Below are 12,227 nucleotides of genomic sequence, written 5' to 3' on the forward strand. Positions count from 1 at the left end.
TGTATGGCTAACACTGATTTTACTCACCTGCACGTGCACACCGAGTATTCCATGCTCGATGGTGCTGCCCGCCTAACTGACCTCTTTGAGCGCTCTAAACAGTTGGGCATGAATGCCTTGGCTACTACCGACCACGGCTTCCTCTTCGGTGCCTTTGACTTTTGGAATAAGGCAAAAAATGCTGGGGTTAAACCCATTATTGGTGTTGAGGCTTATCTGACGCCGGGTACTGCCCGCCAGGACCGCACTCGCGTGAAGTTTGGTGAGGGTGGGCGTGATGATGTCTCCGGTGGTGGTGCCTACACCCATATGACTATGTGGGCAGAGAATACCCAGGGTATGCATAACCTCTTCCGGGCGTCCTCTCTGGCCTCTCTTGAGGGGCACTTCTATAAGCCGCGTATGGACCGGGAGCTACTGCAAACGTACGGTAAGGGTCTGATTGCAACTACCGGCTGCCCCTCCGGTGAGGTGCAGACCCGTCTGCGCCTGGGCCAGTACAAGGAGGCTATGCAAGCAGCGAGCGATTTCCGCGATATTTTCGGTAAGGAAAACTTCTACTGCGAGCTCATGGATCACGGGCTTGATATTGAGAAAAAAGTCATGGCTGATCTGCTCAAGCTGGCTAAGGAACTCAACCTGCCCCTGGTTGCTACCAACGACCTGCACTACACCCACGAAGAGGACGCTAAAGCCCATGCTGCCTTGCTGTGCGTGCAGTCTGGTGCTACCTTGCAGGACCCCAAGCGTTTTAAGTTCGATGCTGATAACTTCTATTTGAAATCACCAGCTGAGATGCGTGATCTCTTCCGCGATTACCCTGAAGCTTGCAATAACACCATGGAAATCGCTGAGCGCTGCTCGGTGGAGTTCAACACCAAGGCTAACTATATGCCTAACTTCCCCGTGCCTGAGGGGGAGAACGAGGAATCCTGGTTCGTGAAAGAGGTTGAGCGTGGCCTGCACTACCGTTTCCCCAAGGGCATACCTGATGAGGTGCGCAAGCAAGCTGAATATGAGGTGGGCATCATCTCGCAGATGGGCTTCCCCGGCTACTTTTTGGTGGTTGCTGACTTCATCAACTGGGCTAAGGAGAACGGTATCCGTGTGGGCCCTGGCCGTGGTTCGGGTGCAGGTTCTATGGTTGCTTACGCTATGCGTATTACTGACCTGAACCCGCTCGATCACGACCTGATTTTTGAGCGCTTCCTTAACCCTGACCGTGTCTCTATGCCCGACTTCGATGTGGACTTCGATGATCGCCGCCGTTCTGAAGTGATTCACTATGTGACCGAGAAGTACGGCGAAGACAAGGTGGCAATGATCGTCACCTACGGTACTATCAAGGCCAAGCAGGCCCTGAAAGACTCCTCCCGCGTGCTGGGCTACCCCTTCTCTACCGGTGAGCGTCTCACTAAGGCCATGCCTGATGACGTCATGGGTAAGAACATTGCCCTGGCTAACGTCTATAACCCCGAGGACAAACGCTATAACGATGCCCAGGAGCTGCGTGACCTGATTGAGTCTGACCCTGATGCGTCAAAGGTTTTTGAGACCGCTAAGGGTATTGAGGGTCTGAAGCGCCAGTGGGGTGTGCACGCGGCGGGCGTCATTATGTCTAGCCATAACCTGATTGACGTTATCCCCATTATGCGCCGTGAGCAGGACGGGCAGGTTATCACCCAGTTCGATTACCCCACCTGTGAGGGGCTGGGGCTGATTAAGATGGACTTCTTGGGTCTGCGTAACCTGACCATCATCTCTGATGCCATTGAGAATATTAAGCTCAACCGCGGTACAGATTTGGATCTTGAAACCCTGGAACTGGATGATGTTGAGTCTTATAAGCTACTAGCCCGTGGCGATACGCTAGGTGTTTTTCAGCTTGATGGTGGACCCATGCGTCAGCTGCTTAAGCTCATGCAGCCTGACCATTTTGAGCACATTTCGGCGGTTTTGGCGCTTTACCGCCCGGGCCCGATGGGCGCGAACTCGCATACCAACTATGCTCTGCGTAAGAATGGCCTGCAGGAAGTCGCCCCGATTCACCCGGAGCTTGAGGAGCCTCTGGCTGAGATTCTTGATACCACCTACGGCCTGATTGTGTACCAGGAGCAGGTGATGGCGATTGCCCAGAAGGTCGCTAATTACTCTCTGGGTGAGGCAGATATTTTGCGTCGTGCTATGGGTAAGAAGAAGAAGGAGGAGCTGGATAAGCAGTATGCCACCTTCCACCAGGGCATGATTGATAACGGCTACTCTGAGGGTGCGGTCAAGGCCCTCTGGGATATCCTGTTGCCCTTCTCTGACTACGCCTTCAACAAGGCCCACACGGCAGCCTACGGTCTGGTGTCCTACTGGACGGCTTATCTGAAGGCCCACTACCCCCAGGAGTACATGGCTGCCCTGCTGACCTCGGTGGGTGATGATAAGGACAAACTCGCCCTGTACCTGAACGAGTGCCGCCACATGAAGATCACGGTGCTACCGCCTGATGTAAACGAATCTGCCCTGAACTTCACCCCGGTCGGTGATGATATCCGCTTCGGTATGGGCGCTATCCGTAACGTGGGCGCTAACGTGGTTTCTGCCATGGTTGAGGCCCGCGAAAAAAAGGGCCGCTACGAGAACTTCAACGACTTCTTAGCTAAAGTGCCCATCGTTGTCTGTAACAAGCGAACCGTGGACTCTCTCATTAAGGCCGGTGCCTTTGACTCCCTGGGCCATGACCGGCGTCCACTGTCCATGATCCATGAAGAGGCTATTGACGCAACCGTCTCGGTTAAACGTCAAGAAGCTGCTGGCCAGTTCGACCTCTTTGGCGGGTTGGGTATGGACGATGATAACCCGACCAATGAGCTGGCGGTACAGGTTCCAGACGTCCCTGAGTGGGAGAAGCGCGATAAGCTCAACTTTGAGCGTGAGATGCTGGGCCTTTACGTCTCTGACCACCCCCTGCGTGGCCTGGAAGATGCCCTTGACGCTCTTTCTGACTCTACGATTCAAGGCCTGGTCTCTGAGGACTCGGTCAAGCCCGATGGCGCTATTGTGACTGTCGCTGGCATGATTACCAGCGTTTCGCGTCGTATCGCGAAGAACTCCGGTAACCCTTATGCCCGTATCGAGATGGAGGACCGCACCGGTTCCATTGAGGTGATGTTCTTTGGCCGTGCTTATGAGCCGATTGCTGGGGTGCTGGCAGAAGATCTGATCTGCACTATCAAGGGGCGCCTACAGCGCCGCGATGATGGTTCGGTAACCCTGAGCGCCCAGGAGCTGAATATCCCTGAGATTTCAGCGGACGGCACCAGCGGGCCGGTCACAATCGCTATTCCTGAGTATAAGGCAACTGAAGAGACCCTGGGGCAGCTGCGCGATATTTTGCGGAATCACAAGGGTGAATCTGAGGTGCGCATTGCTATGACGACCCGCACTAAGCGCCTACTCATCCGCTTAGGGGCGGATCTGCGGGTCAACCCCAACCCGGCCCTCTTTGGTGATCTCAAGGTGTTGCTGGGCCCGGCCTGCTTGGATGCCTAACTCTAGGTGTAAAAAGGCAGCCCCGCCCACTGTGACCGGTTAAAACAGTGAGAGCACGTAGAATCTACGCGCTCTCACTGTTTTTGCTTTATGTACCTGATACAGCAGGTAGTTGCGATTTAGGGGCGATCTATATCGGCGGGCTTGTCGTACTGGTAGCCCTTGGGGGAGCTGGGGAAGAAGTACATGACAAAGGGGACAATGCCAAAAAACCTACGAGAGAAAGCAGGTAGAAGGCCCCATGGAAACCAGCGTCCTGGAGTCTGCGCCAGCTAACAGCTAGGGTACAGGCCAAAGAGATAAGCGACCAGAGCAAGAGAAGGCCGAGAAGAATAATGACGCCGTAGGCAGGGCCGGTGCCACTTTCGGCCAGAGAATGGTACTCAGCGTAGGTGATTTCACCATTCGCGTACTGAGTGGTGAGTGCCTCGAACTTATCCATTTCGCTGAGTCTGTGATTGAAGGCAAAGGTCAAGATAATCGCGATGATGAGCGACACAAGAGAGAAGGCACCGTAAACCCACCAGAACTCTGAGCGAGATGCTCTACCTGAGAAGTGGAAGAGGTACTTGAAATTATTTTTGATTGCCTGGCTGAAATTGACCGTGGGACGGGGCCGGGAACCAGTCGAAGCTGGCTGGTCATAGACAGTGGTTTCCACCAAAGGGAATCCTTTCGAATCATGTGAGATGTGCAGGGAGTCAGAGCCGCCCCCGTCTCCTGGTGTACCGTCTCTTCCCTTGCCAAACGGTGTTATACCCAAATACGGACGGTGGTGAGCAGCGTGATAGTTGGTGGGGGAGGGGCGCGGTAGTGAGCTAGTCGGTTTAGCTGTCCTATCTTTCATTTGCCGCCGTAGTCATCGCCCTTCAAAACTGGTTTTTATGGTTTCTAGGGTGAGAGGGAGCCTTCAAGGACTGTTTTGGTGGTGTAGGTCAGGGGTGGAGCAGCCGGCCCAATGAACATCACCGAATCCTTCACATACCGCTCCATACCGGCCCGATTAAGCTGAGCAACATCTTCTGCTCCGGTGTTCACCAGGCGGCGAATCCAGCAAAGCCCCAGTTGCACCCCTCGAAGCAACCTTCGTGAGCTGGTCTCGCCATCATTCAAACCAGGTAGTAAGCTAGTGACCGTAACTACCGAGGGGCAAATACTGCTGACGCCCAATCATTAGCTGATGTAGATACTTAGAGGGTTATTCATAAGGGGGTACCCCTTATGAATAATAACCCTCAGTGTCTCCTACTGGAATCCACCGCCGACCCTCACCACCACCATGCTCTCTGCCCAAACATGAGCATACACACTTGAAGCCCCTAGCATTAGCGCGTGCCCAGTTGCGGGGAACAAGAAGCAAAGGGTGATTGTCGACTACAGGAAGAAGAAATTCCTTTTCCATCCAGGTTTTAGCCTGGGAGTCCCATACGTTTCGACGAATAGCTTCTATCTTATGGTTTCCGCTAGTAAGTTGAGGGTATTCAGCGAGCATCTTCTGAGTAAAAAGAGCTAAAGGCTCGAAGATGATACGAGTAGTCAGGTCTGATGTCACATCTGCCCCTACTCCATCAACAAAAACCGGCAACTCCTCTAACATGTGAAAGATTCCCACGTTCAGCAATCCCTGCGCATCGGTACGCAGACTATTCCAAATCTCAGTACCTTTCTGTAAGGCGGCACCTTTACCTTGATACCCTTCCTTAGACATCCCGAGACGGGTTTCGCTAGGTTCGTTGAAAGTTTGAAGGAGTCTTTCTCCCCTTTGCTAATCTCCAGCTCGCGTAGAGATTGCACAGGCACAAACCCCTACCAGCAGTGACCCCACAGCGCCCAACCGTAACAACACAACGTCAGGAGCTTCATCGCAGGCTGAGTCGGAAGCAGAAACTGCTGAGAATACTTCTAAGAGCATCTCGCCGTAGTATACCTTTACTAGTATCGCCGGAGTTCTCGTAGCCATTGGTACAGGTCCCTGGGCCTTCCTAACAGGCAAAAAGCGCCGCAAAGATAAGGAAGAGGAAATTTAGTATCTAGAGCACGAACAAAAAGAAAAGGCGTTAGTCCTACTAGAACTAACGCCTTTCCGCCAAATGATGATGAGAAAGTTATTGTATCTGGTGTACTAGCGCCTGTTAGAATTACGCAAAGAAATCAGACGCCACCACGAGGTAACCAGAACCCCGGCAACCAAGATAGGAATAAGGTACCGAAGGTAGCCATCGAATCCATCAACCCCTAGAATCGTTACAAGGGCTAGAACTATCGATACGTGCAAAAGAGGATACTCCACGTCGCGCATATTTACTTCTTTCTAAGGCTCTATGAGAAGCAAGCGTGTCGAACAGCAGTAATACCAAGCACATCAGCAAATACATTGCCATAAGTTTTCTTTAGGTGCGCCATGTAGGCATCCCACCCATTAAAAGCTTTGCGAGAGCGTACGATGAATTCCACGCCTTTCTTGACGCTTCCAAATTTTGCGGCAATTTTAACTCCAGCAACAGCCAGCTTCCCTCCTGGAACAAATAAAGGTAGAACTTCTACACCAAGCACTCCAACGCACTCAGCCCAGCCCCAAAAACCTTCAGAATCTGCTACAACAGGGAACGCGGTATCTTCGGTAAATTCAATCGTTTGAATCAGGGCGTTCCCCTCCACGGTGTAATGTGTAGGAACCTTATTTCCAACTGAGTCTAATGCCCACGGAGATGCATAACTCATTACTACTTCATCCGAAGACGAGAGGATATCTATGCTTCCGTCTTCTTTCTGAAGTACTCGTCCACCGTCAGGAACGCCAATTTCAAATCTGTAGTCTTTTGCTGCTGAAGAATCTGGTATCGAGATGAGAGTTTGGTGTCCCCGGCTCGTTTCATATGTAGAAATAGTAGCTCCCTGGCTACTTGTATTTAGTACAGGTTCACCTATCCCGGAGAATAGTTCTTTGGGAAGCTGAGCGGAATCAACGGTTTGGCCAACATCGGTTCCGGGAAGGCTCAGCGAGGATATACCGTCGAAAGTGGTAAGTTGAACTTTGTTTTCTTCTTCTACGACAAATTTGTTCTCCAGAGAGTCTTGCTCGAGTTCGTCCAGCTCCTGGATAATCTGCTCTTCATAGTGCTGGTCTATCGCTATCTGGGTTGATGCATAAGCCCCACTAGTAATGGTAGGCACCAACATGAGTGCTGCGGCTCCGGCGCCTACAAAAGCTATTTGCTTCATGATTATCCTCCAGATAGCTCATCTTTGGACCTTTGAAATATGGGTGTAGTGTCGTGGGGCCTCCTCAGGAGCGACCCCACGGCCAGGCTACCAGTGACCCAAGACATACACAACACTTGTACTCAAAAAATACAGCCTTGCTTCTGATACGCGTCTCACGGCTCTGGTGCAACTCAAAAAGTTATTAATGCACCCTACGATACTGGCACCAACCCGACCTTCAAATTATCCGTATACGGAAACGTAAACGTCGACCCAGCACCCGAAGCACCAACTGATATTTACTGGGTTTAGTTCCGAACCCTAAAATTGAAAACAAACAAAAAACAAAGGAATAAACCCATGCCCACCCAATACCCCGCCGAACTCAAAACACGAGCCCTACGCCTACTGGACGACCACCTCGAAAACAACCCCGACACAGGCATCTACACCGCCTGCCGAAACATCGGAGAACGCCTCGGCAACGGCCCCGAAACCCTGCGAAAATGGCACAAACAAGCCGAAATCGATGCTGGCAGCACCCCCGGCACCACCACTGATATGGCAGCAGAAAACCGACGCCTACGCAAAGAAAACGCCGAGTTGAAGCGAACCAACGAGATTCTACAGACAGCATCAGCTTTTTCGCGGCAGAACTCGACCGTCCAGCCCAATCATGATCCGCTATATCGATAGGTATAGGAATCGTTTCGGGGTTGAGAACATCTGCACCGCACTACAAGAAAACCTCGCTGGTGGTTTCATCACCTCATGCGGCTACCGCGCCGCTAAGGCTAGTGTTCCTGCAGCACGTACTTTGAAGGACCAGCTTCTGATTCCTGAACTGGTGAAAATCCATGCAGAGAATTATGGCGTGTATGGTGTGCGCAAGATGTGGCACGCCATGAGGCGTGCCGGCTGGGATATTGGTCGGGATCAGACCTACCGACTCATGAAAATAGCCGGTGTTGCTGGTGCTCATCGGGGTCGTAAACCTATTACCACCAGAGCGGCCACAGTGATTGATGACCGTTCTGATTTGGTTCAGCGCAACTTCACCGCTGATGCACTAACAGACTGTGGGTAGCAGACTTCACCTATGTCAGAACCTATTCAGGTTTTTGCTATACGGCCTTCATTACTGATGTGTTTTCCCGGAAGATTGTGGGTTGGGGTGTTTCTTCAACTATGCATACTCTGGGGATGCCTTTGACGGCGTTGAAGCAGGCGCTTTTTGAAGTGAGGAAGGGTGGCTCTGATTTGACGCAGATTGTGCATCATTCTGACTGTGGTTCGCAGTATATTGCGTAGGATTACACCCAGGGTTTGAAAGCGTTGGGTGTGCAACTGTCGGTGGGTTCGACTGGGGATTCTTATGATAATGCTTTGGCTGAGTCCGTCAATGGTGCTTATAAGGCTGAGATGGTGCGGGGCCGGCTTTTTGGTTCTGTTGGTCAGCTGGAGTTTGAGACTGCTGGCTGGGTGGTTTGGTGGAGTACTGGCCGGTTGCATCAGGGTCTTGGTTATCGGACTCCGCAGGAGGTGGTTGATGGTGCTTTAGTGGTCTTATAATTGTCGGAACTAAACCACGTACATATCACTCAAACGCAGAACTTAGATAAATTCCGAGAGGTCTTCCGTCCGGCCTTTGTCACTGCAATGAGCCACATGCCTAACGCTAACGTCGCTGAAGAAGGCCAAGGCAAGCAAAATGGCTTTAAGCGCCTCCTCTTGCATCCCTCGAAGCGCTCCATCATACAAAAATAACCTCACCCGTAGCACATAGCCGGCCCCGTAGAGACGGAAAAATCCGTTTCTACGGGGCCTTATTTTGCTTGAAAGAATCTGAGGTTCCTTATTTTATTAGGGAACTAGATCAGCTATTGAGGTTTTCGTCCAAGTAGCCATCCAACACTCACGAGCACGCCTACTGTTACAAACGGTACTCCCAAGAGCCAGCCAACTACCCGTTGGTCAGCTCCCAAACTGTGAAACAATAGCCAGCTGATAATACCTAGACCCCAATACAGTAGAATCGTGGGAAGCCCAATATTGTTTTGAATTCTTTCTAACATACTGTTCAACCTATCTGGCTAGATAAATATTTCGGCTTTAGTCGAAGCAGGCGACAGATGCTCCAGTTAGTCCGCCGCCGATTCCTCCGACGACAGCTCCTACTGCGCCCCCGCCCACAGTACCGATGACAGGGAGAGTGACGGTTCCGACTGTGGCTCCTGCAAGACCCAAGGTGCCTGCGCCAGTTACAGCTCCGCCACCGATACCTGTCAGGCACTTGCCCACGCTACGCATCTCAGTAGACGCAATTGCAGAAATAAGAAGCTCGTTATTGCCGTTATCTTCGTACTTCAAGAAAATCTGGTTACCATTTTGGTCAACAGCTTCTTCGGGAAGTACTTCTGAGTTACCTTTTGCATCGGTTGCGATAGCCTTGCCATCAGCATTGATGGTGAACTTTAGCTCGTCAGAGCCAACGATAACCTGGCTGTCATTAACGGCGAGATACTTGAGCGATTCTTGAGGAGAATCAGCGGTGTTTGAAACAGCACTTATGGGTGTTGTGACGGTATCTGCATGGGTTGCCGGGACAATCGCACACATTCCGCTTACAGCTAGTGCGATAGAAGCAAAACCAGTGATAGCTTTCTTGGTGGTCATCGTATTTTCCTTTCGTTCCGCAGCGCCTTTGCCGCGGTGATTGGCGATGTCTCCATCTCACCAGTATTTATAATTTATAAAGAAAGTAAACTTACTAAATGGTGGTTTAGTTAACAATAAGTAATATCTTATGCATACTTACTAGTCAGGTGCCTGTTGTTTTTCTCTTGTACTGGGTTTAGGTCATACCTTCCGCCCAACCCCAACCGAAGGAATAATAAAAACCACACCCACCCAATACCCCCCACCGACTTCAAAGAACGAGCCATCAGACTCATCAACACCAAACTCCAAGACAACGACGCACCCTCAATGACATGAGCCGTCAAGACACAACCACCAAACTAGGCGCCCCCCCTCAGCACTCTCACCCGCTGGTGCAACCACGCTGCCCTAGACACCGGCAAAGAAATCACCGCCGGCACCGAAGCCAACGCTGAAATGCGACGACTCAAAGGAGAAAACGCCGAACTGCGCCGTGCCAATACAGGGCAAAGAAACGTGTGCCTTTAGCTCGGGTGCTGAAAGACCAGCTGTTGATTCCCGATCTTCAGCAGATTCATGCTGAGAATTACGGGGTCTATGGTGTGCGTAAAATGTGGCAGGCTATGCGGCGGTCTGGCTGGGGTATCGGACGGGGTTAGATCTACCGGCTGATGAAAGCTGCTGAGAGTTTTGCGGCAGGCTTTGTTTGAGGCAAAGAAATCGGGGTCTGATTTGACTCGGGTTGTGCATCATTCTGATTGTGGGTCGCAGTATGTTTCTGCTGATTACACGCGTGAGTTGAAAGCGCTCGGTGTGCAGTTGTTGGTTGGGTCTTGTGGAGGTTCGTATGATAATGCGCTGGCTGAGCCGGTCAATGGGGTGTATAAGGCTGAAATGGTGGAAAGCCTGGTTTTTTGGTTCTGTGGTTTGGTTGGAGGCTGAGACGGCTTCTTGGGTGTGGTGGTTGTATGAGGGGTTTGGTGATTGGATGCTGTGGGAGGTGGAGGAAAGTGCTTTGATGTTTGTTTGGTTTGTATGATTTTGTGTGGGTGGTTGGTGTGGCCTAAACCCAGTACATATCACCCCTTAAAAACTTTGAGGCTTATTCATAAGGGGTAAATCCACCAGCTAGGAGCGTGTCAGATTGTTTGTGTACATGGCTAATCTGATGTGAAAAGATTGACCGCGTCTATGAACAATATGAACAAGTAAACCCCTGAGTCTGAGCCGATGGCTCGCGAGTTGCGTCGCGAGTTGTTCAGTGACCGTCTCGGCTACGGGAAACATGATCCGGCGGGCCGGGGATTGAGGAATTCTAGAGCTATTTGCGCAGTAGCCTGAGTGGCCATGTGGTTAGGGTAGCCTGCTAAAAAGACCTACAATGACCCCCAGCTGAAATAATCAGGCTCCCAAGCTCCACCTACCTTGACGGAGGCGTTAAAATCAAAGAGTGAGCACAATAGAAAACACCCAGAACCCCGCTGCCCCCGCTGACTTCACCCTGCGCACCATTGACCTGCGCGGTAGTCACCATTCCTATGCTGAGCTGCGCCGCATCGTCCCGCGTCAGACCACCGAATTTGTGGGGAAGGCGCTCACCACTGTGCAAGACATCCTTGAAAAGGTGCAAACCCGCGGGGCTGATTACCTGCGTGAGCTCTCCGCCCAGTTTGATGGCGTTGAGCAAGGCGCCCTGCGCGTGCCCCAAAGCGCTATTGACCAGGCTGTGGCCAACCTTGACCCTGGTGTGCGTAAGGGCCTAGAAATCGCTATTGAACGTACCCGTGCTTTTGCTGCCGTCCAGCGTCCGGCTGACCAGACCCTTGAGGTAGCACCTGGGGCCGTCCTCACTAACCGTTGGACCCCCGTCCGCCGCGCCGGTGTTTATGTGCCCGGTGGCCTGGCCGTCTACCCCTCATCGGTCATTATGAACACTGTGCCTGCCCAAGCAGCAGGGGTCGGCTCCATTGTGCTGTGCACCCCGCCCCAAAAAGAATTTGGTGGCCTGCCCCACCCCACTATTCTGGGTGCCGCGGGCCTGCTCGGTATCACCGAAATCTGGGCAATCGGCGGCGCCGGTGCCCTAGGGGCTATGGCCTACGGGCTTGAAGATGCCGATGAAACACTGGAACCAGTAGATACCATCACCGGCCCCGGTAACATCTTCGTAGCCATGGCCAAGCGCGCCCTGCAAGGCGTGGTAGGTGTGGACGGTGAAGCCGGAACCACCGAAATCGCCATCATCGCAGATGACACCGCCAACCCTGAGTATGTAGCAACCGACCTGATTTCTCAGGCAGAGCACGACCCTAACGCAGGGTCCGTACTCATCACCCACAGCCCCGCCCTAGCTGCCGCCGTCCAAGAAGCCGTTAGCCGCCGGGGAGCTGCAACCAAGCACCGCGAGCGCGTTGCCACAGCCCTAACAGGCCCCCAGTCCGGTGTGGTGCTGACCGATAACCTGGAAGCCTCTATCGCTGTGGCAGATGCTTATGCCGCCGAGCACCTGGAAATTCACACGGAGAAGGCCGAAGAGGTCGCCGGGAAGGTGCGTAATGCTGGGGCTATTTTCATCGGTTCCTATTCGCCGGTGCCCTTGGGGGACTATGCGGCAGGTTCTAACCACGTTCTGCCGACCGGCGGTTCAGCAGCCTATGCTTCTGGGCTGAACACCACTGTTTTCATGAAAGCTGTCCAGCTCATTAACTACAGCCAGGAGGCACTGGCTGACATTGGCGATGCTATTGTTGCGGTTGCCCACGACGAGGACCTACCCGCTCATGGTGAAGCTATCACCGTGCGTACTGGTCAGGCTCAGTAAA

General features: G+C 52.4%; 7 protein-coding genes and 1 pseudogene. 4 read left to right on the top strand and 4 right to left on the bottom strand.

All coding sequences use genetic code 11. The features are described 5' to 3' along the window. Positions 1 to 3 precede the first annotated feature (3 nt). Entirely contained in the window at positions 4 to 3,540 is a 3,537-nt protein-coding gene (dnaE, locus tag ACED87_RS03170) for a DNA polymerase III subunit alpha (RefSeq protein WP_449083550.1), read from the top strand. Positions 3,541 to 3,670: 130 nt separating this feature from the next. Here dnaE and ACED87_RS03175 read toward each other — a convergent pair whose 3' ends face one another. From ACED87_RS03175 to ACED87_RS03185, 3 genes are all read right to left on the bottom strand, one after another. Continuing rightward, the gene (locus tag ACED87_RS03175; protein WP_449083552.1) at positions 3,671 to 4,201 is read right to left on the bottom strand and encodes a DUF805 domain-containing protein; all 531 of its coding nucleotides are present in this window, start codon (positions 4,199 to 4,201) and stop codon (positions 3,671 to 3,673) included. Between the two features lie 230 nt (positions 4,202 to 4,431). Then, positions 4,432 to 4,611, bottom strand: coding sequence for a hypothetical protein (locus ACED87_RS03180; RefSeq protein ID WP_449083554.1), 180 nt, complete (start codon positions 4,609 to 4,611; stop codon positions 4,432 to 4,434). Positions 4,612 to 5,859: 1,248 nt separating this feature from the next. Further along, positions 5,860 to 6,762, bottom strand: coding sequence for a hypothetical protein (locus tag ACED87_RS03185; RefSeq protein ID WP_449083556.1), 903 nt, complete (start codon positions 6,760 to 6,762; stop codon positions 5,860 to 5,862). Between the two features lie 342 nt (positions 6,763 to 7,104). Between ACED87_RS03185 and ACED87_RS03190 the strand changes: the two are divergent. Next, positions 7,105 to 8,316 (top strand): annotated as a pseudogene (locus ACED87_RS03190) (IS3 family transposase). 540 nt (positions 8,317 to 8,856) lie between these two features. Here the strand turns inward: ACED87_RS03190 and ACED87_RS03195 are convergent. After that, positions 8,857 to 9,420: a hypothetical protein gene (locus tag ACED87_RS03195; RefSeq protein WP_449089601.1), complete on the bottom strand. Its 564-nt coding sequence runs from the start codon at positions 9,418 to 9,420 to the stop codon at positions 8,857 to 8,859. A 518-nt stretch (positions 9,421 to 9,938) separates the two neighbouring features. Between ACED87_RS03195 and ACED87_RS03200 the strand changes: the two genes are divergently transcribed. Together ACED87_RS03200 and hisD are read left to right on the top strand one after the other, a co-directional pair. After that, complete coding sequence (locus ACED87_RS03200) at positions 9,939 to 10,064, top strand: IS3 family transposase (RefSeq protein ID WP_449082844.1); 126 nt, start codon at positions 9,939 to 9,941, stop codon at positions 10,062 to 10,064. Positions 10,065 to 10,855: 791 nt separating this feature from the next. Further along, positions 10,856 to 12,226, top strand: coding sequence for a histidinol dehydrogenase (gene hisD, locus ACED87_RS03205; protein WP_449082664.1), 1,371 nt, complete (start codon positions 10,856 to 10,858; stop codon positions 12,224 to 12,226). The last annotated feature ends 1 nt before the right edge of the window (position 12,227 follow it).

It is taken from the genome of Rothia sp. 32237D007AR, from assembly GCF_053544675.1.

Bases quoted from the DNA above. Each gene is read 5' to 3' on its own strand.
- ACED87_RS03195 (WP_449089601.1), bottom strand. From the start codon at position 9,420: ATGACCACCAAGAAAGCTATCACTGGTTTTGCTTCTATCGCACTAGCT.
- dnaE (WP_449083550.1), top strand. From the start codon at position 4: ATGGCTAACACTGATTTTACTCACCTGCACGTGCACACCGAGTATTCC.
- ACED87_RS03185 (WP_449083556.1), bottom strand. From the start codon at position 6,762: ATGAAGCAAATAGCTTTTGTAGGCGCCGGAGCCGCAGCACTCATGTTG.